This is a genomic window from Herbaspirillum sp. AP02, from assembly GCF_015767275.1.
GTDB lineage: Bacteria > Pseudomonadota > Gammaproteobacteria > Burkholderiales > Burkholderiaceae_D > Herbaspirillum.
The window spans coordinates 290,516-316,963 of the sequence record NZ_JADWMY010000001.1 but is presented as its reverse complement, the minus strand read 5'-3'; the positions used below and the strand labels follow the sequence as shown (position 1 = coordinate 316,963).

The window sequence follows — 26,448 nt, the reverse complement described above, 5'->3', positions numbered from 1 at the left end:
TGCGCGACTGGATGCGTAGTGCCCCGGCAGCAACCCAGCTAAGCATGGAGAGCGATCATGACGGCGTTGAAGCTGAAGATCCAGGAAGTCTTCGAAGAACCGGCCTGCGACAAGAACCAGGCCAAAACGGAGAAGCAACGCAAGGCCGGCTGCAGCAAGCAGCTGGCGCCGGGCGCGGCAGCCGGCGGCTGCGCCTTTGATGGCGCCAAGATCGCCTTGCAACCGATCGTGGACGTGGCCCACCTGGTGCATGGCCCCATCGCCTGCGAAGGCAATTCCTGGGATAACCGCCATGCGGCTTCGTCCGGTGTCCAGACCTATCGCACCGGCTTTACCACCGACATCAATGAGATCGACGTCATCTACGGTGGCGAAAAGCGGCTCTACAAGGCGGTCAAGGAAATCATCGAAAAATATGATCCGCCAGCGGTATTCGTCTACCAGACCTGCGTCACTGCGCTGACGGGCGACGATATCGAGGCCGTCTGCAAGGCCGCCAGCGCCAAGTTCGGCAAGCCGGTGATTCCGGTCAATTCGCCCGGCTTTGCCGGGGTCAAGAACCTGGGCAACAAGCTGGCCGGTGAAGCCTTGCTCGATTACGTGATCGGGACGGTCGAACCGGAATTCACCACGCCCTACGACATCAACATCATCGGCGAATACAACCTGTCCGGCGAGTTGTGGCAGATCACGCCCTTGCTCGATGCCATGGGCGTACGGGTGCTTTCCTGCATCAGCGGCGATGGCCGCTATCGCGAGATTGCCTCTTCGCACCGGGCCCGGGCATCAATGATGGTGTGTTCCAAGGCCATGATCAACGTGGCACGCAAGATGGAGGAACGTTACGGGATTCCCTTCTTTGAAGGGTCTTTCTATGGGATCGGCGACGTCTCCGATTCGTTGCGCCAGATCGCGCGCCTGCTGGTGCAGCAGGGTGCACCAGCCGAGTTGACGGACCGCACCGAAGCCTTGATCGCGGTGGAAGAAGCGCGCGCCTGGAGTCGTCTGGCGCATTACAAGACGCGCCTGGCGGGCAAGCGTGTGCTGTTGATTACCGGCGGTGTGAAGTCCTGGTCAGTGGTAGCGGCCTTGCAGGAGGTCGGCATCGAAATCGTCGGCACCAGCGTGAAGAAATCGACCCGCGAGGACAAGGAGCGCATCAAGGAAATCATGGGGGATGAAGCCCACATGATCGACGACATGACGCCGCGCGAAATGTATGCCATGTTGAAAGAGGCGCGCGCCGACATCATGCTCTCGGGCGGACGTTCGCAATTCATCGCGCTCAAGGCCAAGATGCCCTGGCTGGACATCAACCAGGAGCGCCATCATGCCTATGCCGGCTACGAGGGCATGATCACGCTGGTCTCGGAAATCGACCGCGCCCTGTACAACCCGGTGTGGGAGCAGGTGCGCGCACCGGCGCCCTGGGAGTAAGGACATGGCCACCGTCGAGACTTCCTCCAAGGCCGCAGCCGTCAACCCGCTCAAGATGAGCCAGCCGCTGGGGGCGACCTATGCCTTCCTGGGCATGAACCGCTGTATGCCGGTCATGCATGGTTCTCAGGGCTGCACCTCGTTCGGGCTGGTGTTGCTGGCGCGACATTTCCGCGAAGCGATTCCCTTGCAGACCACCGCCATGAACGAGGTATCAAGCATCCTGGGTGGAATGGAGAACATCGAAAAGGCGGTCTTGAACATCCGCCTGCGCGCCAAGCCGGACCTGATCGCCATCTGTTCCACCGGGCTGACCGAAACCAAGGGCGATGACGTCAATGCCTATCTCAAACTGATCCGCCAGAAGCATCCCGATCTCGCCGATACTGCGCTGGCCTATGTCTCCACGCCTGACTACACGGGCGCCTTCCAAGATGGCTGGGCCAAGGCCGTGGAGGCATTGATCCGCGCGCTGGGTGAGCCGGAGCCGGACATCCAGACGCGCGCCAACCAGATCAATCTGCTGGCAGGGTGCCATCTGACACCGGCCGATATCGAGGAATTGCGCGACATCGTGCAATCCTTCGGGCTGGACCCGATCGTGTTGCCGGATGTGTCCGGTTCGCTGGATGGCCATCTGCCAGACAATTTCAGTCCGACCTCGATGGGCGGTACTACCCTGGCCGACATGCGTGCGCTGGGCGCTTCCATCGTCACCATCGCCATCGGCGAACAGATGCGCGCCAGTGCCCAGGCCGTGCAGGCGTTGAGCGGAGTGCCTTATGTGGTGTTCGACCGGCTGACCGGTCTGCAGGCCAATGACCGCTTCCTGGCCTATCTGGAATATGTGTCGGGCCAGCCGATTCCGGCGCGCTATCGGCGTCAGCGAAGCCAGTTGCAGGATGCCATGCTGGATGGCCACTTCTTCTTCGGCGGGGTCAAGGTTGCCATCGGTGCCGAACCGGACCTGTTGCTGGCACTCTCGGCATGGCTGGCCGAGATGGGCTGCGAGATCGGCTGTGCCATGACCACCACGACCTCGCCGGTGCTCGATGGCGTACCGGCAGAACGCGTGGTGATCGGCGACCTGGAGGACCTGGAGCAGGGCGCGCGCCGGGTCAGCGCCGGTCTGCTGGTGACGCATTCGCACGGACGCCAGGCGGCCGAGCGCCTGCATATTCCCTTCCATCGTGCCGGCTTGCCCATGTTCGACCGTCTGGGGGCCGGGCACTGTCTTTCGGTCGGCTATCGCGGTACACGTGGATTGATTTTCGAGATCGGCAACCTGTTGCTGGCCGAAGGCCATGCACATACCCCGGATGACTGGCAGCTGCCGCAGAGCACGCGCGATGCCCTGGCGCTGGCCCCGTCCGTTCAAGGAGAAAGCTCATGAAAGTGGCATTTGCAACCCAAGATCTGCAGCGCGTGGATGCGCATTTCGGCTGGGCCAAGAACCTGGCGGTGTTCGAGGTCTGGCCCAATGGCTACAGTTTCGTGCAGACGCACAGCTTCGACGGCGATCTCAAGGAGGACGGCGACGAAGACAAGCTGGCCCCCAAGATCGAGGCCATCAAGGATTGCGCCATCCTGTACGTGGCCGCCATCGGCGGCTCGGGCGCCGCACGGGTGGTGGCCAACCGCATCCACCCGGTCAAGGTGGCGCAGGCCGAACCTATCCTGGACATCCTCGACAAGCTGCAGGAAGTGCTCAAGGGTACACCGGCACCATGGCTGCGCAAGGCCATGCAAAAGGGCCAGGAACGCGATATCAATTTTGAAGAGGAAGTGTGAACCATGACTGCCATCGCCACTCAAGAGGCCCCGGTCGCCATCGACAGCCCGTTCGTGCAGGAGCTCATCAAGCAATGGCGCGCGCAGGATACCCATGGCGCCTGGGACGGCAAGAGCAACGCAGACCTGCTGGCGCCCTACATCATCACGCGCGAGCAGCGCCGCGAGATTCCCATCATCGGCGACCCCGATCCTGAAACCCTGTGGCGCCTGGAATTGTTCTACAACGCCGTGGGTCTGGCCATCGAGCGCCAGACCGGCAGCATCGCCACGCCCATGATGAAGATGTCGCATGAGGGCTTTGGACGCATGGTGCTCATGGCCGGGCGCCTGGTGGTGGTCAACAAGCACTTGCGGGATATGCATCGCTTCGGCTTCGAGAGCGTGGACAAGCTGGCCGAGGAGGGCGGCAAGATCGTGGCGGCCGGGGTCGAGATGATCCGGCGGTTCCCCGAAGTGGTCAATTACGGCTGAGGGCACTGGCCACAAGGAGAACGGACATGCAGGACAGGGAAGCGCTCAAGGCGCAAGTCAAGAAGCTCAACCAGCAGGCCACGGCCTTGAAGATGGATTTGCACGATCTGTCCGAGGATTTGCCGACCGGCTGGGAAAAGATCCTGGAGGTCGCGCAGAAGGCCTATGACGCCCATGCCGCCCTGGCCGAGGCACGGCGCGCACTTGAGGATGAGAACGAAAGACAGCCATGACGACATTCACGGTCAAGCTTCCCGGCGGTGCCGACTGGACGCCACAGTTCGTCGGCCAGATCAATGAAGACAAATGCATCGGCTGCGGCCGTTGCTTCAAGGTATGCGGCCGCGACGTGCTGGCCCTGGTCGGTATCAATGACGAGGGCCAGCGCATCGCGGTCGATCCTGATGATGACGAGGATGAGGAGTACGAAAGAAAGATCATGACCATCGCCAACCGCGACAATTGCATCGGTTGCGAAGCCTGCTCACGGATTTGCCCCAAGAAGTGCTACACCCATGGGAGCGCGCAGGTCTGATCGTCCATTTTCAGTTGAAGCTTTGTTCATTCTCTGACATCGACCCAGGAGGCCCCAAAATGAGCTACAGCCAGGCAGGTTATGTGGAATTGATGGAAGCAGCGCGCGACCCGGACCATGTGGTGACGCTGGCCTTTGCCGGCTTGATCGCACTGGCTGGTCACCGTCCGGCCCCCTATGACGTGCCCATCGCCGCACTCGATGCCGACTCCCTGACGGCCTTGCGTGAACGCTATTTTCCGGAGTTGACGGCGCCTCTGTATGGCTCCCCCGGTGCATTGTCCGGTGAAGCCTGTGCGCCGCCGCCGATCGACGAATTCGATGACCTGCTGGCCATGCTGATGGATTGCCGCACCTGCGACGACCAGGAAAGTACCTGGCTGGCCCACGCCATCGCCACGGCCTGCATGGGTTCCAACCATCTCTGGCAAGACATGGGCTTGCCCAACCGGACGGCCTTGTCGCGGCTGATCGGGCATTACTTTTCCGTGCTGGCCGAGCGCAACGTCAGCGACATGAAATGGAAGAAGTTCTTCTATCGGCAATTGTGCGAACGCGAAGGGCTGGTGCTGTGCCAGGCCCCTAGCTGCGGCAATTGTTCCGATTACCTCAAGTGTTTCGGTCCGGAAGACGCCAATCCATTGCTCGGCTTGAACTGAGCTGGCGCTGTTGTCTTCATTCGCCTCCCTTTTTCAAGGAACAAGTCCATGTTACGCAAGCTGATGCTGGCATGTACCTGGCTGTGTCTGCTGATGCCAGGTGTCCATGCCGAGGAAGTCCATGTGGCCGTGGCGGCCAATTTCACCCAGCCGTTCAAGCAGATTGCCGCCGCGTTCGAGCAGGCCACCGGTAACACGGTGGTGGCAGCGTTCGGCTCCACCGGCCAGTTCTATGCCCAGATCAACAATGGCGCGCCATTCGAGATCTTGCTGGCGGCGGATGCCAACACCCCGGCCTTGCTGGAAAAGCAGAATACCGCCGTGGCCGGCAGCCGCTTCACTTACGCACGCGGCAAGCTGGTGCTCTGGAGCGCCAGGTCGGGCGTAGTGGACGCGCAGGGCGAGATCTTGAAGAAGGGTGCCTTCGAGCATCTGTCGCTGGCCAATCCCAAGCTGGCGCCGTATGGCCTGGCGGGCGTGCAGACGATGCAGAAGCTCGGGCTTGACGAGACCTTGCGGCCCAAGATCGTGCAGGCGGAAAACATCAACCAGGCCTACCAGTTCATCGCCAGCGGCAATGCCTTGCTCGGCTTCGTGGCCTTATCGCAAGTGGTCAGGAACGGGCAGATCGTCGACGGTTCGGCCTGGATCGTGCCGGCCGAGCTGTATGCACCGATCCTGCAGGACGCGGTTCTTCTGGAAAAAGGCCGTGACCATCCGGCGGCCCTGGCGCTGATGACTTACCTCAAGAGCGAACCGGCGCGCCAGATCATCCGCGCCTACGGCTACGAGCTGGATCGCTAGGCCGGCCATGGGATTGACGGCCGAAGACTGGAGCGCGGTGCGCCTGACGCTGAGCCTGGCCAGCATCGTCACGGTGCTGCTGCTGTTGCTGGGTACTCCGCTGGCCTGGTGGCTGGCGCGCACGCGCTCGGGCTGGCGCCATTGGGTGGCCGCGGTAGTGGCCTTGCCCCTGGTATTGCCGCCGGCCGTGCTGGGCTTCTATCTGTTGGTGCTCATGGGGCCGCAAGGGCCGGTGGGCCAGCTCACCCAGGCATGGGGGCTGGGCTTGCTGCCCTTCAGTTTTGGCGGACTGGTGCTGGCCTCGTTGCTGTATTCGATGCCCTTCGTGGTCCAGCCCTTGCAAAACGCCTTCGAGGCCATCGGTGAACGGCCCATGGAAGTGGCGGCGACCTTGCGTGCCTCGCCGCTGGATGCCTTCTTTACCGTGGCCGTGCCCTTGGCCGGGCCGGGCTTCCTGACGGCGGCGGTGCTTGGTTTTGCCCATACCGTAGGGGAGTTCGGCGTGGTGCTGATGATCGGCGGCAATATCCCCGGCAAGACACGGGTCTTGTCGATGCAGATCTATGACCACGTGGAAGCCTTCGAATACGCCCAGGCGCACCGGCTGGCAGGCGCCATGCTGGTGTTTTCCTTCCTCGTGCTATTGGTGATGATGCGTCTGGGGCGTGCGGGTAAGACCACGCTCAAGGCAGGGAAGAGCGGCCGCGCACCGCAGGAAGCTACGGTGCAATCTGGCGATGCCATTAGGAGGACCACATGAAGCCAGCCAAGGTTGAGCCCAGCATCGCGCAGCCCGGGATCATCGCGAAGATGGCCTATGGCTATGGTGGCGCGGGCGAGTTCCAGCTTGACCTGGATCTGAAATTGCCGGGGCAGGGTGTGAGCGCCTTGAGCGGGCCCTCCGGCTGCGGCAAGACTACCTTCCTGCGCTGCATGGCCGGTCTGCTGCGCCCGAGCCGGGGCTACCTGGAGGTCAACGGCGAGGTCTGGCAGGACTCGCAGCGCCGGTATTTCTTGCCGACTCATCGACGCGCGCTGGGATACGTATTCCAGGAGGCCAGCCTGTTGCCGCATCTGTCGGTGAGCCGCAATCTGGACTATGGTGCGCGCCGCAGCAAGGCCGCTCCCGGCACAACGCCACGCCAGAAGATCATTGAGCTGCTGGGCATCGGTTCGCTGCTGCAGGCCATGCCATCGGCCTTGTCAGGTGGGGAGCGCCAGCGCGTGGCCATCGCTCGCGCCCTGTTCACGGCACCGCGCCTGTTGCTCATGGACGAACCAATGGCCGCCCTGGACAATGACCGCAAGCGCGACATCCTGCCTTACCTGGAACGCCTGCGTGACGAGCTGGCCATTCCCATTCTCTACATCAGCCACCATCCTGAAGAAATCGCGCGTCTGGCCGATACGCTGGTACTGATGCGGCAAGGCCGCTGCCTGGCCAGCGGTCCTCTGACGACGCTGCTGTCACGACTCGATCTGCCCCTGGCCCATGCAGAGGATGCCGGAGCCGTGATCGAGGCCAAGGTTGCTGCCCATGACGAGACGTATCACCTCACCCAGCTGGTGCTGGCCGGTGGTGACATCTTCGTACCGCGACGGGAGTTGCCGGTCGGTCAGCCGGTGCGTTTGCAGATCCATGCGCGCGACGTCAGCCTGGCCTTGAGCCCCGGTCATGACAGCAGCATCCTCAATCGGCTGTCGGCCACGGTGCTCAAGCTGGCACCGGCGCAGCATCCGGCCCACGTGCTGGTCGTGCTGGATGCCGGCGGAGAACAACTGTTGGCGCGTATCACGCGGCGTTCCTGCGATCAACTCGCCCTGGTACCGGGCCAGCCAGTGTGGGCGCAGATCAAGTCGGTGGCCTTGTTGTAGATGTGATGCAGCCGCTTGATGCTTGATCTCAAGGGAAGGGCCGCAGCCGTGTTGGCGATGCGGCCTTCGCATGGGCGCCCTCAGCCGAACTTGAACAGGATGCCATAGCCGCCACGTGGATATTCCCACGCCACGTTGCGGTGTTCGGTGCAGATCACGCGGCAGGTGCCGCATTCCAGGCAGCCATCGGTGGTCAGCAGGATCTGGCCACCGCCTTCGGCCGTGTAGCAACCGGCCGGGCAGCAGGTCAGGCATTGCTGGGTCTTGCATTGATCGGCGCACACCGACTGGTTCTTGATGGCGATATGCGGACGGCCGCTGTCGATCTTGTAGCGGTTCTGGAACAGTTTTTCTTCGACCTTGGACGTGCTCATTCGAAAGCCCTCCACATTTTGTAGGCATCACCCACCAATCCGAACAGGGAGCGCCGCTGGGTGAAGCTGCGCCGGATGTCTCGTTCCTTGGATTTCTTGTCGGTCCCGTCGACCTTGAGCATGTGATGCGCTGCCTGGTTGAGCAGTTCGGGGTAGGTATTCAACAGGTGCGGATTGCGATGGAAGATGCCGGGCAAGGCGCGGTATTTCTTCAGGTCCTTGATGACAAAGCTCTCGTTGAGTGCGGTGCGGTAGCGTGCCAGGTTGCGCTCGGTCAGGGGCAGCCCTTCGGCACGCAGCGCAATCACGGTTTCAGCAGCCAGGCGGCCGCTGGTCATGGCCAGGTTGGAACCTTCACGATGTACCGCATTGACGAACATGCCGGAGTCGCCGACGACCATCCAGCCACTGCCATAGAGGCAGGGAATGGCGTGGTAGCCGCCCTCGGGAATGAGGTGGGCTGCATACTCCTTCATTTCTCCGCCTTCGAGCAAGGGGGCAATGGCCGGATGGGCCTTCATGTCTTCCAGCAGTTGGTAGGGCGAGCATTTCTGCCGTTTGAGGTCGGACAACATGCAGCCCACGCCGATAGTCACCGAGTCGCGGTTGGTATAGAGAAAGCCGGTACCCATCATGCCCTTGGTGATCTTGCCGACCATCTCGATGACCACGCCGGCGTCGCCGCTGACGTTGAAGCGGCTGGCGATGGTTTCCTCCGGCATGAAATGGATTTCCTTGACCGCCAGCGCCACCTCGGCCGGATCGAGTTCGGGGCGAAAGCCGGCTTTGCGGGCCAGCACCGAATTGACGCCATCGGCCAGCACCACGATGTCGGCATAGATCGAGCCACCCACGCGATCGGTCTGCACGCCCACGACGTGCTGGCCATCCATGAGCAGATCGGTCACAGTGGTCTCACAGATCAGCAGGGCACCGGCCTCTTGCACTTTCTGCGAAAACCATTTGTCGAACTGGGCGCGGATGATGGTGTAGCGGTTGTAGGGCGGCTTGTTGAAGTCTTCCGAGCGGTAGTGGCCGCCGATGAAGGATTGATCATCGAGCACCCACATGCGCTGCTCAATGATGTGGCGTTCCAGCGGTGCGTCCTCACGAAAGTCGGGAATGATGCGTTCCAGTGCATCCGCGTAGAGGATGGCGCCTTGCACGTTCTTGGAACCGGGATATTCCCCCCGTTCGATCTGCAACACCTTCAGTCCGGCCTTGGCCATGGTGTAGGCACAGGCATTGCCGGAGGGCCCGGCGCCGACCACGATGGCATCGAATTTCTCAGTCATGCTGTTCTCCCTGTTGTGGTTCAGCTCGCCATGCGCATCGTGGCCAGTTGTTGACGGAAGGCCTCGGTCAAGGCCGGCAGGATGGTCATGGCGTTGCCGACGATACCGTAGCTGGCGAAGTCGAAGATGGGGGCGTTGGGATCACTGTTGATGGCAATGATCACGTCCGAATCGGCCATGCCGACGCGGTGCTGGATGGCACCCGAGATGCCGGCCGCGATATAGAGTTTGGGCCGCACGGTCTTGCCGGATTGCCCGACCTGGCGCTCGGCCTGGATCCAGTTGGCTTGCACCACCGGACGCGTGGCACCCACCTCGGCTCCCAGCACCATGGCCAGATCCCAGATCAGCTGGAAGTTCTCGGCCCGCTTCATGCCGCGTCCACCCGCCACGATGATGTCGGCAAACGGTAGTTGCGGCTTGTCTTGCTGATTGTCGGGGATGTATTCCAGTACCTTGGTGATGATGTCGCTCTCGACCAGGCCCAGCGGGTGCTCGATGATCTGGCCGCTGCGGCTACGGTCGGGCTCCGGCATGGCCATCACGCGCGGCCGCACGGTGGCCATCTGCGGCCGGTAGTTCAGTGTCAGGATGGTACAGAGCAGGCTGCCGCCAAAGGTCGGGCGCGATGCCGCCATGCTGCGGTTTTCCATGTCGATGGTCAGCCCGGTGCAGTCGGCAGTCAGGCCGGTCCTGAGCGTGGTGGCGACACTGCCGGCCAGGTCGCGCCCTTGCGCGGTGGCTCCCAGCAGCAGGATCTCCGGCTGATAGCGGTTGACCAGATCGGTGAGGCCCTTGGTGAACGGCTGGTTGCGGTAGGCCGACAGGGTAGGGTCGGTCATCAGGTAGCAGCTGTCGGCACCATGGTGGAATGCCTGTTCGCAGAACTGCCGGGTCGCCAGGTCGGGCGCGCCCAATACCACGCCCGAGAGCGACACGCCGAGCTGGTCGGCCAGCTTGCGGCCCTCGCCCAGCAGCTCCCAGGAGACCGGGTGGACTTCGCCACGCTCGTGTTCGATGAATACCCACACCCCCTGGTAGGCCTTGAGGCGTTCGTCCAGTTCGTATTTTCCCTTGCCGCCTTTGCGCTCTGGCGCATGCTTGTCGTCGTTCATGCTGTGCCTCATGGAATCGATGTTGGGAAGATCAGGCCACTTTCCTGGCGATGGCGTCGCCCAGTTTGGGGTGTTGCGTGAAGAGCTTGCCGACCAGGGTGACCGCTAGGTCGCGCGCTTCGTCGCCTTCGGCCGTGATGATCTCGGCGCGACGGGCGTTGGCCTTGGGCGCAAACACCTTGCTCACCACCGTGGGCGAGCCCTTCAAGCCGATCTTGCTGACGTCTTCGATGCCGGCGGCCGCACGGTCCCAGGTACGGATCGGATGGCGGGCGGCGCGAAACATGTTTTCCATGGTGGCAAAGCGCATTTCGTTGCTGCCTTCGAGCATGGTGATGAGGCAGGGCAGCCGCGTCTGGAGCACCTGCACCCCGCCTTCGGCACGGCGCTGGATGACGATTTCGCGCGCAATCGGGTCCAGCGACACGATCTTGGAGACATAGGTCAGCAATTGCAGATCAAGCCGCTTGGCGATACCCGGGCCGACCTGGGCCGTGTCGCCGTCGATGGTCTGCTTGCCGGCCAGGACCAGATCGACCGCCTGGTCTTGCGAGATGCGCTGGATGGCAGCCGCCAGCGCATAGGAGGTGGCCAGCGTATCGGCACCGGCAAAGGCGCGGTCGGTCACCAGGATGGCCTCGTCGGCGCCGAAGGAAATGCATTTGCGCAGCGCTGCCTCCGCCTGCGGCGGGCCCATGGTCAGGACCGTCACCCGTCCGCCGACCTGATCCTTGATGCGCAGGGCTTCTTCCAGCGAAAACAGGTCATAAGGGTTGATGATGGCCGGCACGCCCTGGCGCATGATGGTGTTGGTGACCGGATGCACGCGGATCTGCGCGCTGTCGGGCACTTGCTTGATACAGACGACGATATGCATGGTGTTCTCCAAAAGGACAGGCTCAGGCCTTGGCCGGCAAGGACATGCGCAGCATCTCCAGCGATACCGACTTGCCGTGGGCATCCTGGAATACCTTGAAAACCTTTTCCTGTGCCGGTGTGGAATGCACGAAGTCGTCATAGGCGCTGGCCAGCAGGGCACGCAGCTTCTTGAACATCTCCACTTCGTCCAGCGCATCCAGGCCACGTTCCTGGCGCATGTACTGGTAGAAGCGCTTCAAGATGTGCAGGCGATTGACGTTCACGACCGCTTGCTGGTAAGGCACTCCAAAGAAATCGAGGAACTCTTCGGCGGCGGACAGTTGTTTCAGTTTTTCGGCCAGGGTCGGCATGACGGCTCTCTTTCCGGGGTGAGAGGAACACAGGTGCAGCGCGCGGGAACGGGAGAATTCAAGTGCTTACATCTGGCTGGCCGCGCAGGCACCGCTTTCCAGGAAGAATCGTGTAAGTTCATCTTCGCTGGGCGCGGTCTTGGCCACCATGGTGTGGTCACGGATGCGCATGAGCATGGCTTGTGCCTGGCTGTCCGAGAGCAGTATTCCCATCTTGGCGAAGGCATCCTTGACGCCGCGTGAGCCCGAATGCTTGCCCAGCACGATGTGATGGCTGCGACCCAGTTCGGCCGGGCTGAAGTGTTCATAGTTGGCAGGGTTCTTGAGCAGGCCGTCCACGTGGATGCCCGATTCATGCGTAAACACCGCTTCGCCCACGATACTTTTGTTGGGGGCCACCGCCTTGCCGGAGGCCTTGGCCACCAGCCTGGAGATGGCCGGCAGCGAACGGGTATCGACCTGGGTTTCGATGCCATGGAGATGGCGCAAGCCCATGACCACTTCTTCCAGGGGGGCATTGCCGGCCCGCTCACCCAGGCCGTTGACGGTGGTGTTGACGTGGCTGGCACCGGCATTGATGGCAGCCAGAGTGTTGGCAGTGGCCAGCCCCAGATCGTTGTGGGCGTGCATTTCCAGCTCGATGTCGACTTCGTGGCGCAACTGGCGGATCACATCGTATGTCGCAAAGGGATCAAGCAGTCCTAGCGTATCGGCAAAACGGAAGCGCCGGGCGCCAGCAGCCTGGGCCGTCTCAATCACCCGCAACAGGAAGTCCAGGTCGGCCCGGGAGGAATCCTCGCCCCCCAGGCAAACCTCCATGCCCAGGTCCAGTGCCTTGGGAAGGAAATAACGGATCTGCGCCAGCACCCAGTCGCGGTCGCGTTGCAGCTTGTGCTGGATATGGATGTCCGACACCGGCATGGACAGGTTGACGATATCGGCGTTGCAGCGGGCCGCGGCGGCCAGGTCGGCTTCGCACATGCGACCCCATACCATGGTCTTGCTGCGCAGGGGCAGGGCGGCGATGGCCTGGATGACCTCGATTTCGGCCTCGCCCATGATGGGAATGCCGATTTCCATTTCCGGCACGCCGATCTCATCGAGGGCGCGCGCGATGTCGATTTTTTCTTCCGCTGTGAAGGCAACACCGGCAGTCTGTTCGCCGTCGCGCAGGGTAGTGTCATTGATTGTGACCATCTTGGATTCTCCGGCAATGCGATACGAAAAATGTCTTCTGATCCTGGTTTAGCAATTCATGTGCCAATCAGAATGCGAAAATAAATTCCTTAAAAATCAATGTGATAAGCGACTTGCCTGGTGTTTTTTGGTAGCCCTCGACCCTTGTCGCTTTTGTCGTGTTTGTCGTGTCTTGTCAGGCCTTGCCAGGCCTTGCCGACCCGGCGCACTGCGCGGCCCTCAGTCCCGTTCGCGTGCCAGATTGACGGTGTAGCGCGGCAGCTCGATCACCAGGTCCTGCTGCCGGAGCACGACCTGGCAAGCCAGGCGCGACTGCGTGCTCAAGCCCCAGGCGCGGCCCAGTTGGTCTTCCTCATCATCACTGGCCGGCGCTAGAGAGTCGAAGCCTTCATGGACGATCACATGGCAGGTGGAACAGGCACAGGATTTTTCGCAGGCGTGCTCCAGCGCGATCCCGTTCTTGAGCAAGGCATCACACAGGAACTGGCCGCTACGCGCATCGAAGCTGCTGCCTTCGGCGCACAGTACGGGATGGGGACGAACGGTGATGTGCGGCATGGCAGCTCCCGATGAGGCCGGGATGGCCCCGGTCAGGGTTGGAACATCAAGTCATGAGCCCAGGTCGATGGTCTCAAGGCGCTGGCCCGAGAGGGCCAGCGAGACACTGGCATTCATGCGCCGGGCGGCGAATTCCTGGGTGGCCTGGTTCAGGGCATCGCACGCGCGGCCGAGCGCAGCGATGTTGTCGTCATTGGCCTCCCGTGCGGTTTCGATCAGTTCCGTCAGGGCATAGAGCTGCTTGCGGATCTGCGCTTGTTCGGTGGCGCTGAGCAGACTGTGGCCGTCGCGCTTGAGGGCGGCATCGGTGGCATCGGCCACCTGGCGGGCGTTGACCTGGGCTTCACGCAACATGCGCATCTTCATGTCATCGGTGGCGTGCCCAGCGGCTTCGGAGAGCATGCGGGCGATGTTGGCGTCATCCAGTCCATAGGAGGGCTTGACGGTGACGGCCGCTTCCACGCCGGTGCTTTGTTCGCGTGCCGAGACCGACAGCAGTCCGTCGGCATCGATCTGGAAGGTTACGCGGATACGGGCCGCACCCGCCACCATGGGTGGAATGCCACGCAACTCCAGGCGCGCCAGCGAGCGGCAGTCGGCCACCAGTTCCCGTTCGCCTTGCAGCACGTGCACGCTCATGGCGGTCTGACCATCCTTGAAGGTGGTGAACTCCTGCGCCCGTGCCACCGGAATGGTGGAGTTGCGCGGGATGATCTTTTCCACCAGGCCGCCCATGGTTTCCAGCCCCAGCGAGAGCGGACAGACGTCCAGCAGCAGCCAGTCACTTTGCTGCCGATTGCCGGCCAGGACATTGGCCTGCATGGCCGCGCCCAGCGCTACGACCTGATCCGGATCAAGATCAGTCAAGGGCGTCTGGCCGAAGTAATCGGCTACGGCGGCGCGCACCTGCGGCATCCGGGTCGATCCTCCGACCAGGACCACGCCGTCGATCTCGGCCGTGCCCAGTCCCGCGTCTCGCAGTGCCTTGCGAGTGGGCAGCAGGGTACGGGCCAGCAAGTCCTGGCTGATGGCCGCAAATACCTCGCGCGTCAACGACAGCTGCACGGCCTGCCCTGAGGACAGGTTCAGTTCGATGGTCGCGCTGGTCTCCCGGCTCAGGGTTTCCTTGGCCTGCCGCGCAGCAGAGAGCAGGCGGCGGGTATCTTGCGCGCCGAGCTCTGCGGTTGCCAGCCGGCTCTGATCGAGGATCCAGTCATGGATGCAACGATCGAAGTCATCGCCGCCCAGGGCGCCGTCACCATTGGTGGCCAGCACTTCAAAGACCCCGTGCGAGAGCTTGAGGATGGAAATATCAAAGGTGCCGCCCCCCAGGTCATAGATGGCGAACACCCCTTCGGCAGCCTGGTCGAGGCCATAGGCGATGGCCGCCGCCGTCGGTTCATTGAGCAGCCGCAGCACATTCAGGCCCGCCAGGCGTGCGGCATCCTTGGTGGCCTGGCGCTGGGCGTCATCGAAGTAGGCCGGCACCGTGATGACCGCACCGCTGAGCTCACCGCCAAGCGAGGCTTCGGCGCGCTGGCGCAATACCCGCAGGATGTCGGCCGATACGTCGATGGGTGTCTTGATGCCTGCAGCGGTATCGATCTGGACCAGGCCGGGCTTGTCGATGAAGGCATAGGGCATGTCGGCGCTGTTGCCGGCGTTCATGTCGGCGCGGTCGCGTCCCATCAGGCGCTTGATGGATGACAAGGTATTACATGGATCATCGCTCTGCGCGGCCTTGGCGGCATGGCCGACGACGGACGAGGGCCTGTCTGCCGACTGCAGGGAATAGGTCGGCAGATAGCGCACCACCGAGGGCAACAGCGCCTGGCCGGCCTCATCGGGCAGGATGCGGGCCTGGCCGGACTGGACCGTGGCCACCAGGGAATTGGTGGTCCCCAGGTCGATGCCCACTGCCAGCCGGTGCTGATGCGGCGCCGTGCTGAGGCCAGGTTCGGCGATCTGGAGCAGGGACATGGCCTAGACCGCGAAGCTTTCGCCGCAGCCGCACTGATTCTTGGCGTTGGGATTGTTGAATTTGAAGCCCTCGTTGAGCCCTTCTCGCACGAAGTCCAGCTCGGTGCCATCCAGGTAGGGCAGGCTCTTGGGGTCGATCAGCACGGTCACGCCATGGCTTTCGAAGCGCAGGTCCTGCGGCTCGGCGACATCGGCATATTCGAGTGCATACGCCATGCCGGAGCAGCCGCTGGTCTTGACTGCCAGGCGCAAGCCGACAGCGCTGCGCTTGGCCAGGAAGGCGTGCACGCGGCGCGCGGCGTTTTCAGTGAGGGTGATGCTCATGGCCGTACCTCGTCAGACCGAGAATGAACTACCGCAGCCACAGGTAGTGGTGGCATTGGGGTTCTTGATGATGAAGCGGGACCCTTCCAGGCCTTCTTCGTAGCCGATCTCGGCGCCGTTGAGGTATTGCATGCTCATGGCATCAACCAGCAGCGAGACGCCGTTGCGCTCGATGCAGAAATCGTCTTCATTGACGGCATCGTCGAAGGCGAAGCCATATTCGAAGCCGGAGCAGCCGCCGCCGCTGACGTAGATGCGCAGCTTGAGTTCGGCATTGCCTTCTTCGCTGATCAACTCGCTGACCTTGGCTACGGCCGAATCGGTAAAGATGAGGGGGGCGTCGGCGGTGATGCTGTCGGTATCGGGCATGATGGACCTCCAGGAAATGGGGATGGGAACCGGCCGTGACGTCTCAGTCGGCGACGGGCGCGCAGATCGGGTATTGCTTGAGGGCAGGGGCCGCCTGCTGGGCCTCGGGCGCGGCATCATGCCGGCTGCGGTAATCCGCTACGGCGGCCTTGATGGCATCTTCGGCCAGGATGGAGCAGTGAATCTTCACCGGCGGCAAGGCCAGTTCGTCGGCGATGGCGGTGTTCTTGATGTCCAGCGCCTGGTCGAGGGTGCGCCCCTTGAGCCATTCGGTCACCAGGGAGGAAGAGGCGATGGCCGAACCGCAGCCGTAGGTCTTGAACCTGGCGTCTTCGATGATGCCGTTGTGATCGACCTTGATCTGCAGCTTCATCACGTCGCCACAGGCAGGCGCGCCCACCATGCCGGTGGCCACGCTGGTGTCGTCCTTGTCGAAGCTGCCGACGTTGCGCGGGTTTTCGTAGTGGTCCATCAATTTGTCGCTGTAAGCCATGATGTGCTCCTTGTCAGTGTGCAGCCCATTGCACCGTGGAGAGGTCAATGCCGTCCTTGTACATATCCCACAGCGGCGAGAGTGCCCGCAGTTTGCCGACCTTTTCACGGATCACGTTCACGGTGAAGTCGATCTCCTCGACGGTGGTGAAGCGGCCGATGGAAAAACGGATCGAACTGTGCGCCAGTTCGTCCGACAGGCCCAGTGCGCGCAGGACATAGGAGGGTTCCAGGCTGGCCGAGGTACAGGCCGACCCGGAAGACACCGCCACATCCTTGATGGCCATAAGCAGCGATTCGCCTTCGACATAGTTGAAACTGACATTGAGGTTGTGCGGCACGCGACGCTCCAGGTCGCCATTGACGAAACATTCCTCGATATCGGCAAAGCCGGCGTGCAGGCGGTCGCGCAGCATGCGGATGCGCTCGTTCTCAGTGCCCATGGCCAGGCGTGCCAGTTCGAAGGCTTCGCCCATGCCAACGATTTGGTGGGTGGCCAGGGTGCCCGAGCGCAGGCCGCGTTCATGCCCGCCGCCATGCATCTGCGCTTCCAGCCGAACGCGCGGCTTGCGTCCCACGTACAAGGCGCCGATTCCCTTGGGGCCATAGGTCTTGTGGGCCGAGAACGACATCAGATCAACCTTGAGGCTGGCCAGGTCGATGGTCACCTTGCCGGTGGCCTGGGCGGCGTCCACGTGCAGGAGCACGCCTCGTGCACGGCAGATGTCGCCCAATGCAGCGATGTCCTGGATCACGCCGATCTCGTTATTGACGTACATCACCGAGGCCAGGATGGTATCGGGCCGCAAGGCTGCTTCGAAGGCAGTCAGGTCAAGCATGCCGTCGCTGCCGACCTCCAGATAGGTCACTTCAAAACCGCCGCGCTCCAGCTCGCGCATGGTGTCGAGCACGGCCTTGTGTTCGGTCTTGACGGTGATCAGGTGGCGACCCTTGCTACGCAGGAATTCAGCCGCACCCTTGATGGCCAAGTTATTGGATTCGGTGGCGCCGGAGGTCCAGATGATTTCGCGCACGTCGGCGTTGACCAGCGCGGCGACTTGCGCGCGCGCATGTTCGACCGCCGCTTCGGCGGCCCAGCCGAAGCTGTGCGAGCGGCTGGCCGGGTTGCCCGGAATCTCGGTCAGATAGGGAATCATCTTTTGCGCAACGCGCGGATCGACCGGGGTGGTCGCCGAATAATCCAGGTAGATGGGTAGCGATAAGGAAGAGGAGGGCATGGTGGCTCCGGCAAACTGTGTGGGAGAACGGGTCTGTGCCTGGCTGCGCTATGAGCTTCAGCAAAGAGCGTGCCATCCATGGGTATGCTGCTAAGCCATTGAATAAAAAGGAATAAATTATTTTCTGGCGCGGAGGATTTCGCACGCTGGATTGTCGTTTTTGTTGGGTTTATGACGACAGGGCGAATTCGATGTGTGCTTTGATGCCAGCTGAATCGCCACGGCGAACCCTGTTCTTGAGGGAGTCAGTCTATAGACCGCGTGGTTGCCTTTGAGAGCTGGGGAGTGGGTCAGATGGGAGGAACAATGCTTCGAGCAAAATCAATAACGGTATTGGAAGCACTGCCAGAAATGCATGCTCATTATTTAACTTATGTCCCAAGTTTGTAGTTCATAGAAAATTTAAGTCATTAATCCTAAAAGGAAATCAAAATGAGCAAGGTCATGGACGAAGAATTCAAGCGTTGGACAGCCAAGCGCAAAGCGGCGCTGGTGATGGAAATCATCCAGGGTAAGACGACGGTAGCGGAGGCTAGCCGGTCGTTTGATATCCCGCCTTCAGAGATCGAGGAATGGGTCGATGAAGGCCGCAAAGGGATGGAGAACGCCCTGCGTGCCAAGCCGCTGGATGTGAGAGAACAGTACGAGCGGCAACTCAAGGAGCTGCAGGAAGCTTATGGAGAAGCCATGCTGGAGCTGCGCGCCAGAAAAAAATTGGCGTCCCTGTTGGGCGAGGAAGACAAGTAATCGAGACCATCCGCCAGGGACTCAAACAAGATGGTTTCGATGTGGCTGTCAGCAAGATCTGCGCGTGGTTTGGGATTGCCAGGCGCAGCGCTTACTACAAGCCTGTGAAGGCCGAGCCCAAGGTGCAGGAGCGCTTTGCCGAACCGATTCGCAAGATGATCCTGGAAGAGCCGTCCTTCGGCTATCGCACGGTGGCTGGCCTGCTCGGATTCAACAAGAACACGGTGCAGCGGATCTTCCAGCTCAAAGGCTGGCAGGTCAAGAAGCGGCCCATTGGTTTCCGCCCCAGGGTGAAGGCCTTGCCGTCGGTAGCCACAGGACCAGACCAGCGCTGGGCCACCGATTTGTGCCGGATCTGGACGGGGCGTGATGGTTGGGCCGTGCTGGCCTTGGTGATCGATTGCCACACGCGGGAATTACTGGGCTGGCATCTGTCGCGTTCGGGCAAGTCGAAGACGGCAGAGTCGGCCTTGGAGCAAGCGCTGATCGCGCGTTATGGCTCACTGGGTCGCGTGACGGCGCCGTTCTTGCTGCGCTCCGATAACGGCCTGGTGTTCACCAGCCGTAGTTACACCGCGTTGGTCCGCAGTTACGGGCTTCAGCAAGAGTTCATCACGCCGCATTGCCCACAGCAGAACGGCATGGTCGAACGCGTCATCAGAACCCTAAAGGAGCAATGCGCTCATCGACATCGCTTCGAAACATTGCAGCACGCCAGTCGCATCATTGGTGACTGGATCGGCTTCTATAACCACCGCCGGCCGCATCAGGCGCTGGGGATGAAGACACCGGCTGAGGCGTTTGCTTTAGCTGCTTGAGGTGAGCAGGTTTCGCTGGGTCATTACAGCTGGGACTTCGCATCGATGAGTTCACCCGTGGCTGCCTCGCGCTGCACGTGGCCAGGCAAATTCGGAGTAATGACGTTATTGATATCCTGACTGAGGCCATGGTGGCCTACGGTGTTCCAGCATATCTACGCTCTGAAAATGGGGCCGGAGATGATCGCCAAGAACCTTCGGCGCTGGCTTGCATCGGTCGGTTCAAAAATGCTGGACATTGAGCCAGGAAGCCCCTGGGAGAACGGATACTGCGAGTCCTTCAACGGTAAATTCCGCGATGAACTTCTCAACGGAGAAATCTTCTACACCCTTCGAGAAGCTCAGGTCATCATCGAGCGATGGCGTCATCAGTACAATACCGTTCGGCCGCATAGCTCACTGAAATACCGGCCGCCGGCAGCGCAGGCTACGCTGCCGACAACAACCCCAGCACCATTGCGGCTTGCCGCTTAGACTAACTTTAAGTCTGGACCAGTTGTTTCAGGCCGGTCACCCGCCGTGCAGGCTTCTTGACGTTCCACCGTGTACACGTTAAATGAGCTTCTAAATTGGAATAGGGGGCTTAACTTTCCTGCTCATCTGGATATTCTGCTTGTGGAATTGCTGTCCAGCCTTCGCGGGTAATTCCCGCCCCGATGCGCATATCCTTTCCCTCTGTGGCAGCCCAGTGGCCACCGCGATGCATCACCGCGCGAATCACGGACTTTCTTGGGTGGTCCTCGTCAGCCTTAGCTGAGCTACATAGGGCATTCCATGTATGCTCGGCTGGTTGTGCATCCAGGCGGGGGCCTAGCAATTGATCTAAGATTTCAGTAGAAACATTGTGTCTGCCGCCATGATGCGGAACTTGGAAATAGCGAATTCCAGGTAACGCAAACGCGATAGAAGGAGCGTAGTCGATGACTTCCTGCAATGCCTCACGCCCCGCATCGCCGGTCAACAAAACGCGATGACCGTTTAAGACTGCAGTTTGCACAACGCTCATTTCGTTTTCGCGGCTGGTGGGGCCGGGCGGGAAGAACTCGTTTCCCCAAATTGCTTTTAAGTATGCAGTGGCAGCTTTGACCGCACGGGCGACACTTCCTAGTGCGCTGTCAAAAGCGCTCTCTTCGACAGCTTCAGGCGTTCTTTCTGAATCTACAATTAAGTCTAGATACCGATTTAGTGTTGGCGCCATCACCAAGAAAGGACCAATTTTCTGGCCCTGCATCGGCGCATGAATCGGGATTCCTTTCTCGTTCGCGATATCTTCAAGCATCGCGGTAGCATCATAGATAGAGAGTAACTTGCGCCTTAATGCGTCGACCGACTCATAGTTTTCAAATCGGTCAATCAATTGATCAGCGTAGATCCAAGGTCGGTTAATCCAGAGATTGCGGACTGTGCATTGCTCTAGAACCTTTCGTAATCCGTTCGCGTGATCACGATCTGGGTGAGTTAGAACGACGTGATCAATGGTAGTGGTGCCATAGTATTTTTTCAGATGCTCAACGATCTGGTCTCCAGTATCTAGATAGCCCCCATCTACTACATGAACACCTGTTTCATTGTTTACGGAATAACGCATCGTAATCGCGTCACCACTCTTGGAGGTCTCAACCCCAAGGAAGTCGATTTCAAAATAGTCAGCCATATATTCCTTTCGCTTTTTATTAATGGAATGAAGATGGTCTTGTAATACTTAGCTTGCTAGATGCTTCTTCTATATGTGCTTTTTTCCCATATTGACTCATGCCTGTCTTGTGGAAATAGCAATGATCGATGATACTCCGAAGTCTTATCAGGGGCTGAGACTGCGATATGGAAAAACCTGATCTAGATCTAGTTTTTCAGTTTTCGTCGCGACAATTTGGAGGTCTGATTTCATTAAGATCATATGGCCCCTACACGTTTGTCTAGAAATAGCTACAGCCCTACAGCTGCACACTTACAGAACAGTTGGACTTGCTCATGACAACAATATTTGAACTAGTCAAAGATCCTTACGAGCGTAAGGCCCGAGTAATTCCAGGTCTTCTCGTCGCCTTGCCGGTGCTGGTGCCCTTAGTTTGCGTCTACGGTGCTAAGCACCCGCTACTAACAGGTGTAATCGGACTTCTGGGTGGTTGCGGTGCTATTTACGCATTGTCAAGCGTGGCAAGAGGGCGAGGCAAAATGTTGGAGGAAACCCTTGTTGAAAAATGGGGGGGGATGCCAACAACTATTGCTCTTCGTCATCGGGACAAGTTTTTAGATACTATTAGCACGCAACGCTACCACACAGCGATTACCGCAAAATTGGGCATCGCGATGCCGACCGCGGATGAAGAACTTGCGGATATCGGTAGAGCGGATGACATATACATTGGCGCAACGAAGCGCCTTCGCGAATTGACCCGTACAAATAAGCGGCTTTTGCTCAAAGAGAACATTGCCTACGGATTTCATCGCAACATGTTAGCTATGAAACCCGTTGGCATTATTTCTTGTTTGATGGGCACGATCTATGGCTTACTAATTGGGAAAATTCTCCAAATAACACCCCCGTACTTTTTCCCGATCAATCTTGTTGACCCAGGACTTGCGTCAGGAATAACTCTATTAATTTCACTCGCATTACTCGCAGCGTGGTTGTTTTATTTTAATCAGCATGCTGTAAGACGTATGGGATTTGTCTACGCAGAACGGCTTTTCGAATGTTTACCATCATTGCCCGTGTCGAAACCGAAGAAACGAGATGATTTGGGAGCCCCATAGCGCGGGCATTTTGATTGCAGACGTTAGATTTACTATGGCCTCAGACGGTCTGGATGCCATCAGTAAGGGCAGGGGGCCGACGAAGACTCATGCTCTAATAGAATTAGATTTTTTGGGCGCCATCTCAATGTTTATGAGCGCGGTACCTAATTGCATTCCCCAATCATCCCTTTTCTAGAATCGATACCACCGCAAAATATGTATAACAAACAAGGGACCCTGCAAACGTGCCAGCCCCTAAAAACTGTTTTGCGAAGTCCATCGAGTCACTATTCATTATTCTCTGCATTCTGGTTTTGGAAGGTCCTGCCAAGCGTCGAATATGTCCTTCGGCGGCCGCCATTGCGCTCACAGCACTGACAACTGCCAAGCCTATTGCAAAGCATCCCCATATAATCTTTGATGAGGACTTGAATACTGTTCCTAGCAATGTGACCTTGGCTGCTAGCACCATAATGTCTTAACGTTGGCGATATTGGATGATGCGTTGGCCAACAAGAGGCTTTGGGTCTGGAGGCAATCGGCGTGACCGACGACTTGGTCATATCTAATTCGAAGGAAAAGAAATCAGTTGGGCAAGACGCATATCGCTAGACAAGGCTAGGGCTGGCTACAAAATTCTGCAAAAAAAACGGCTACAACTTTTTGCAAACCAACGGGCTGCCTCATGAACGGTTTTAACTTGGGTCGTGGTTTTACATAATACAAATTATGCGAAGCCATGGTGGTTTTAGAAGTGTTGCGTTGTTCTTATAAGCTACTGAGAATTTACTGCTCAAATGGTACTTTCTTGCGTTGCTAACTCACTGACGCAATAACGCAATAATCCATCGCAACAATTCTCCCCAACATTTCAATGATGTCTTTTCGCGGTAGTGGCATGGATGCTGCTTGCCGGAGAAGGACGGCTTTTGTCTGGCCATTTCCACTGTTTTGCACTGTTATGAGGCGTAATCACGGGCGCAACCCCACGCAAAACGATTGAAATAGCGAGACCAGCGCCGTCAGCCGCATTGATTTCGTCTGGGAGGACACATGAACACCATTGCAGCAGCAACAGCACCACTACCAGTCGCCGGCAGCGTTGAAGAGCGCGACGTCACATTTCGTCGCATAGTCTGGCGCATCATTCCTTTCGTCACGCTGATCTGGTTTTTGGCCTGGGTCGACCGCGTCAACGTCGGTTTTGCCAAGCTGACCATGATGAGCGATCTGGCCTGGTCGGACGCCGTCTATGGTGCCGGCGCAGGGATCTTCTTCATCGGTTATTTCATTTTTGAGGTGCCAAGCAATCTGGCGCTGCAAAAGTTCGGCGCGCGCAAAACCATTATGCGCATCACCATCGGCTGGGGCATTACCTGCGTGCTGATGGCCTGGGTGCAGACATCCATGCAGTTTTATATCCTGCGCTTTCTGATGGGCGCTTTCGAAGCCGGATTGCAACCGGGCGTGATCCTGTATCTGACCTATTGGCTGCCGACGCATCGGCGTGGCAAGGCCCTGGGTGTGTTCGTCTCCGCTTCTGCCGTGTCGCTGGTGCTGGGTAGCCCGCTGGCGGCGTACATCATGGAGTTGTCGCAAGGCCTGGGTGGTTTCAAAGGCTGGCAATGGCTCTTTATCATCGAAGGCATTCCATCGATCGTGGCCGGGCTGGCTGCGTATTTTCTACTGACCGACCGGCCGCGCGACGCCAAGTGGCTTAGCGACCGTGAAAAGGCCCACGTCGAGACCGAATTGTCGGCAGAAGATCAGGCTTTGGGGCCGCGTGAACACAGCTTCTTTGCTTCGCTGCGCAGTGCGCGCATGTGGGCCTTGATTGCCGTCTTTTTCTGCATCATCGCCGGTAACGCGACGCTGGTGTATTACGGCCCGAGTCTGGTAAAAGAAGTCGGTTTCACCGATATCAAGACCCTGGGGTGGGTCATGGGCGGCATCTATTGCTGCGGATGGTTCGGCATGCTGCTCAATGGTTATCTGTCGGATCGCAACAAGGAAGTACGCATCCATACCGCCGTGGCTGCCGCCATTGGCGCAATCGGGCTGTTGCTGGCGGCTTATTTTCTGGGGCAGAAGAGTGCTGCGGGTGTGGTGTTTGCGCTGGCGTTGTCGTCGGCCGGCACGATGGGCGCAATCCCTGTGTTCTGGCAATTGCCGGGGCGCTTCCTGTCGGGTACGGCAATTGTCGTAGGGCTGGCCGTGATCAATTCGGTGGCGAATCTGTCGGGCTATTTTTCCCCGCAATTGCTGGGTTATCTGAAGACCACAACCGGACAATATGGCAAGGGCCTTACCACCATCGCCATTGTTGAGTTCATGGCGACGGTGATGATCTTTGCGTTTATCAGCAAGACATCTAAAGCGGAAAAATAAGACTGTCCGAGCGTTTTGCTGTCGTCCCAGCGAACGCTGGGACTCAGTGAAACACCGAACAGCTTTGTCGTTTATGCATCCACGGAATCCCGCAGAACAGATTTTTCAGAAACAGCACCACATCAAAACTGCTCCCAGTTATCTCCGTCCTTCTCGGGAGTCTTGCCGATCAACTCGGGACGCTTGACCGGTTTGGCTTTTTCGGCAATACGCGGCTCGTCCGTAGCACGCGGTTTGACGGAGACAGGCTCATGAGGCTTGACAGCGCGCTTGGTCGGCGTCAACGGTGACACCGCCTTTGCACCGAGTCGGAATACGCTCATCGCCTGCGCCAGGATACGCGCCTGGTCTTTCAGGGATTCCGCAGCCGCGGCGGCCTCTTCCACGAGCGCCGCGTTCTGCTGTGTAGTCTGATCCATCTGGGCGATGGCGCGATTGATTTCATCCAGGCCGGCGCTTTGCTCCTGCGTGGCCGAACTGATCTCGCCTACGATATCGGTCACCTTTCTGACGCTATCGACCACCTGACCGATGGTCGTCCCCGCCTGGCTCACCAGTTGGCTACCGGCATCGACCTTGGTCACCGAATCGTTGATCAAGACCTTGATTTCCTTGGCCGCAGCCGCTGAACGTTGCGCCAGACCGCGTACTTCCGAGGCGACCACGGCAAAGCCTCGCCCCTGCTCTCCAGCACGGGCCGCTTCCACTGCCGCGTTTAGGGCCAGGATATTGGTTTGGAAGGCGATGCCGTCGATGACGCTGATGATATCGACGATCCGCTTGGAGGATTCGTTGATGGAATTCATCGTCTCCACCACCTTGCCGACGACTTGCCCGCCTTCGACGGCGATACCCGATGCCGATTCGGCTAGCTTGTTGGCCTGACGCGCATTATCGGCATTCTGCTTCACCGTTGAAGTCAATTGCTCCATTGCCGAAGCGGTCTCTTCCAGGGAGCCCGCCTGCTCTTCCGTGCGTGCCGATAAGTCGGAGTTTCCCCGGGCAATTTCAGTGGAACCGTTGGTGATGCTGTCGGTTGCCGTGCGAATCTTGCCGACGATCACAGCAAGTTGCTCACGCATCTGCGCCACCGAATAGAGCAGGCTCGAGCGGTCACCATTCTTCAGTGCCACCTCAATGTCCAGTTCTCCTGCGGCCACCCGAGACGCAATGGAAGCGACTTCGCCAGGCTCGCCGCCAAGCTGGCGCTGGATACTGCGTGCGATCAGCGTGGCCAGCATAAGCGAGACGAGCAGGCCAAAGCCTGCGACGATCAACAAGAGCCTGCGAGCAGCAAAGTAATCTGCATGAGCCTGTTTGGCCGCCGCGATATTTTTACTCACGATGACATCGCGCAACTTGCCCAACTCGTCCGTCCATGGTTGCAAGGACAAGCCGGCCTCAATCATCGCCTGCTTGGTCGCTGCCGCATCGCCTTCGATCCCGAGCCGCGCCACTTTCTCTACCTTGGGAATTGCATCATTGGCAAATTCACCTATACGCTTGAGCATCTGGCGTTCCTGATCGCTCACGTTCGGATCGGACTCGTAGAGCGTGCGCAGCGTCTTTATCTGGCTTTTGTAGACATCGAGTTTTTCCTCGATGCCCTTCTTTTCAGCCGCCTTGCGTGCCGGATCATCATTGGTAATCAGCCGCTGAAGACTGATGACCGACCCTTGTGCCTTCCCGATTCCCGTGGCAATCGCGCTGATTTCTTGCGTGCCGTAGTCGCCATTCTGGGTCAGCACGTCATTGAGCCCGCTTAGCTTGAGCACGGCCACGCAAACGACGATGGACAAGGTCGCCAGGACAATTCCGAAACCGATATAAAGCCGCGTCTGGACTTTGAAATGTGTGAAATCCATGAACCCCTCTCCCTCTGATGGTCCTCGTATAACGGCGCAATGTCGCCAACACTTTAGGACCAGTTCTTGCTTGTTTTCACGAATGGCCCGAAGGCGCTGGCCAGCGAAGAGAACGACTAGTAGTGAACGCTTTTTGTCCGACGCG

The 26,448-nt window shown here is 59.4% G+C and carries 28 protein-coding genes and 1 pseudogene; 15 read left to right on the top strand and 14 right to left on the bottom strand.

Annotated features, from left to right (window positions below; translation table 11 throughout):
* The first annotated feature begins 57 nt into the window (after positions 1-57).
* The 10 genes from nifE to modC are packed head-to-tail and all read left to right on the top strand — an operon-like array spanning position 58 to position 7,575.
* Positions 58-1,437, top strand: coding sequence for a nitrogenase iron-molybdenum cofactor biosynthesis protein NifE (nifE, locus tag I5R65_RS01360; protein ID WP_196871941.1), 1,380 nt, complete (start codon positions 58-60; stop codon positions 1,435-1,437).
* A gap of 4 nt (positions 1,438-1,441) precedes the next feature.
* Positions 1,442-2,830, top strand: coding sequence for a nitrogenase iron-molybdenum cofactor biosynthesis protein NifN (gene nifN / locus I5R65_RS01355; protein WP_196871940.1), 1,389 nt, complete (start codon positions 1,442-1,444; stop codon positions 2,828-2,830).
* Positions 2,827-3,228 (top strand): nitrogen fixation protein NifX, encoded by a 402-nt coding sequence (gene nifX / locus I5R65_RS01350; RefSeq protein ID WP_006463095.1) that lies wholly within the window; start codon positions 2,827-2,829, stop codon positions 3,226-3,228. Before nifN ends, nifX begins: the two co-directional genes overlap by 4 nt.
* Positions 3,229-3,231: 3 nt before the next feature.
* A complete protein-coding gene (locus I5R65_RS01345; protein WP_196871939.1) occupies positions 3,232-3,702 on the top strand; it encodes a NifX-associated nitrogen fixation protein in 471 nt (156 codons plus the stop codon).
* Between the two features lie 26 nt (positions 3,703-3,728).
* Positions 3,729-3,935: a CCE_0567 family metalloprotein gene (locus I5R65_RS01340; protein WP_006463097.1), complete on the top strand. Its 207-nt coding sequence runs from the start codon at positions 3,729-3,731 to the stop codon at positions 3,933-3,935.
* Entirely contained in the window at positions 3,932-4,237 is a 306-nt protein-coding gene (gene fdxB / locus I5R65_RS01335; RefSeq protein ID WP_006463098.1) for a ferredoxin III, nif-specific, read from the top strand. Before I5R65_RS01340 ends, fdxB begins: the two co-directional genes overlap by 4 nt.
* Positions 4,238-4,296: 59 nt before the next feature.
* Positions 4,297-4,896, top strand: coding sequence for a nitrogen fixation protein NifQ (locus I5R65_RS01330; protein WP_196871938.1), 600 nt, complete (start codon positions 4,297-4,299; stop codon positions 4,894-4,896).
* Positions 4,897-4,944: 48 nt separating this feature from the next.
* Positions 4,945-5,700, top strand: coding sequence for a molybdate ABC transporter substrate-binding protein (gene modA, locus I5R65_RS01325; RefSeq protein ID WP_196871937.1), 756 nt, complete (start codon positions 4,945-4,947; stop codon positions 5,698-5,700).
* Between the two features lie 7 nt (positions 5,701-5,707).
* Positions 5,708-6,460 (top strand): molybdate ABC transporter permease subunit, encoded by a 753-nt coding sequence (gene modB, locus I5R65_RS01320; RefSeq protein ID WP_196871936.1) that lies wholly within the window; start codon positions 5,708-5,710, stop codon positions 6,458-6,460.
* Entirely contained in the window at positions 6,457-7,575 is a 1,119-nt protein-coding gene (gene modC, locus I5R65_RS01315) for a molybdenum ABC transporter ATP-binding protein (protein WP_196871935.1), read from the top strand. Before modB ends, modC begins: the two co-directional genes overlap by 4 nt.
* 80 nt (positions 7,576-7,655) lie before the next feature.
* Here the strand turns inward: modC and I5R65_RS01310 are convergent, their stop codons facing one another.
* From I5R65_RS01310 to I5R65_RS01255, 12 genes are all read right to left on the bottom strand, one after another.
* A complete protein-coding gene (locus tag I5R65_RS01310; RefSeq protein WP_006463103.1) occupies positions 7,656-7,949 on the bottom strand; it encodes a ferredoxin family protein in 294 nt (97 codons plus the stop codon).
* Positions 7,946-9,244 (bottom strand): FAD-dependent oxidoreductase, encoded by a 1,299-nt coding sequence (locus I5R65_RS01305; protein WP_196871934.1) that lies wholly within the window; start codon positions 9,242-9,244, stop codon positions 7,946-7,948. Before I5R65_RS01305 ends, I5R65_RS01310 begins: the two co-directional genes overlap by 4 nt.
* Before the next feature lie 20 nt (positions 9,245-9,264).
* Positions 9,265-10,359 (bottom strand): electron transfer flavoprotein subunit alpha/FixB family protein, encoded by a 1,095-nt coding sequence (locus tag I5R65_RS01300; RefSeq protein ID WP_196871933.1) that lies wholly within the window; start codon positions 10,357-10,359, stop codon positions 9,265-9,267.
* Between the two features lie 31 nt (positions 10,360-10,390).
* Positions 10,391-11,236: an electron transfer flavoprotein subunit beta/FixA family protein gene (locus I5R65_RS01295; RefSeq protein WP_196871932.1), complete on the bottom strand. Its 846-nt coding sequence runs from the start codon at positions 11,234-11,236 to the stop codon at positions 10,391-10,393.
* 22 nt (positions 11,237-11,258) lie between these two features.
* Positions 11,259-11,588 carry a nitrogenase stabilizing/protective protein NifW gene (gene nifW, locus I5R65_RS01290; protein WP_196871931.1) on the bottom strand — a complete coding sequence of 110 codons (330 nt, stop codon included), beginning with the start codon at positions 11,586-11,588 and terminating at the stop codon, positions 11,259-11,261.
* A 66-nt stretch (positions 11,589-11,654) separates the two neighbouring features.
* Positions 11,655-12,785, bottom strand: coding sequence for a homocitrate synthase (nifV, locus tag I5R65_RS01285; RefSeq protein WP_196871930.1), 1,131 nt, complete (start codon positions 12,783-12,785; stop codon positions 11,655-11,657).
* A 219-nt stretch (positions 12,786-13,004) separates the two neighbouring features.
* A complete protein-coding gene (fdx, locus tag I5R65_RS01280; RefSeq protein ID WP_196871929.1) occupies positions 13,005-13,343 on the bottom strand; it encodes an ISC system 2Fe-2S type ferredoxin in 339 nt (112 codons plus the stop codon).
* 51 nt (positions 13,344-13,394) lie between these two features.
* Complete coding sequence (gene hscA, locus I5R65_RS01275) at positions 13,395-15,323, bottom strand: Fe-S protein assembly chaperone HscA (protein ID WP_196871928.1); 1,929 nt, start codon at positions 15,321-15,323, stop codon at positions 13,395-13,397.
* Positions 15,324-15,326: 3 nt separating this feature from the next.
* Positions 15,327-15,647 (bottom strand): iron-sulfur cluster assembly protein IscA, encoded by a 321-nt coding sequence (gene iscA / locus I5R65_RS01270; protein ID WP_006463111.1) that lies wholly within the window; start codon positions 15,645-15,647, stop codon positions 15,327-15,329.
* Positions 15,648-15,659: 12 nt separating this feature from the next.
* Positions 15,660-16,016 (bottom strand): iron-sulfur cluster insertion protein ErpA, encoded by a 357-nt coding sequence (erpA, locus tag I5R65_RS01265; RefSeq protein WP_006463112.1) that lies wholly within the window; start codon positions 16,014-16,016, stop codon positions 15,660-15,662.
* Positions 16,017-16,059: 43 nt separating this feature from the next.
* Entirely contained in the window at positions 16,060-16,509 is a 450-nt protein-coding gene (iscU, locus tag I5R65_RS01260) for a Fe-S cluster assembly scaffold IscU (protein ID WP_196871927.1), read from the bottom strand.
* A 13-nt stretch (positions 16,510-16,522) separates the two neighbouring features.
* Positions 16,523-17,746, bottom strand: coding sequence for an IscS subfamily cysteine desulfurase (locus tag I5R65_RS01255; protein WP_196871926.1), 1,224 nt, complete (start codon positions 17,744-17,746; stop codon positions 16,523-16,525).
* A 432-nt stretch (positions 17,747-18,178) separates the two neighbouring features.
* On the opposite strand from I5R65_RS01255, the gene I5R65_RS01250 reads away from it, so the two are divergent.
* From I5R65_RS01250 to I5R65_RS01240, 3 genes and pseudogenes are all read left to right on the top strand, one after another.
* Positions 18,179-18,493: a transposase gene (locus I5R65_RS01250; RefSeq protein ID WP_196871925.1), complete on the top strand. Its 315-nt coding sequence runs from the start codon at positions 18,179-18,181 to the stop codon at positions 18,491-18,493.
* A 41-nt stretch (positions 18,494-18,534) separates the two neighbouring features.
* Positions 18,535-19,311, top strand: coding sequence for an IS3 family transposase (locus tag I5R65_RS01245; protein ID WP_310837629.1), 777 nt, complete (start codon positions 18,535-18,537; stop codon positions 19,309-19,311).
* 41 nt (positions 19,312-19,352) lie between these two features.
* Positions 19,353-19,785 (top strand): annotated as a pseudogene (locus tag I5R65_RS01240) (integrase core domain-containing protein); the annotation flags it as partial.
* Between the two features lie 109 nt (positions 19,786-19,894).
* Here I5R65_RS01240 and I5R65_RS01235 read toward each other — a convergent pair.
* Complete coding sequence (locus I5R65_RS01235) at positions 19,895-20,965, bottom strand: ComEC/Rec2 family competence protein (RefSeq protein ID WP_196871923.1); 1,071 nt, start codon at positions 20,963-20,965, stop codon at positions 19,895-19,897.
* A 317-nt stretch (positions 20,966-21,282) separates the two neighbouring features.
* On the opposite strand from I5R65_RS01235, the gene I5R65_RS01230 reads away from it, so the two are divergent.
* Positions 21,283-22,068: a hypothetical protein gene (locus I5R65_RS01230; RefSeq protein ID WP_196871922.1), complete on the top strand. Its 786-nt coding sequence runs from the start codon at positions 21,283-21,285 to the stop codon at positions 22,066-22,068.
* A 1,035-nt stretch (positions 22,069-23,103) separates the two neighbouring features.
* Positions 23,104-24,438: an MFS transporter gene (locus tag I5R65_RS01225; protein ID WP_196871921.1), complete on the top strand. Its 1,335-nt coding sequence runs from the start codon at positions 23,104-23,106 to the stop codon at positions 24,436-24,438.
* Positions 24,439-24,560: 122 nt separating this feature from the next.
* Here the strand turns inward: I5R65_RS01225 and I5R65_RS24405 are convergent, their stop codons facing one another.
* The gene (locus I5R65_RS24405) at positions 24,561-26,303 is read right to left on the bottom strand and encodes a methyl-accepting chemotaxis protein (RefSeq protein WP_196871920.1); all 1,743 of its coding nucleotides are present in this window, start codon (positions 26,301-26,303) and stop codon (positions 24,561-24,563) included.
* Between the last annotated feature and the right edge of the window lie 145 nt (positions 26,304-26,448).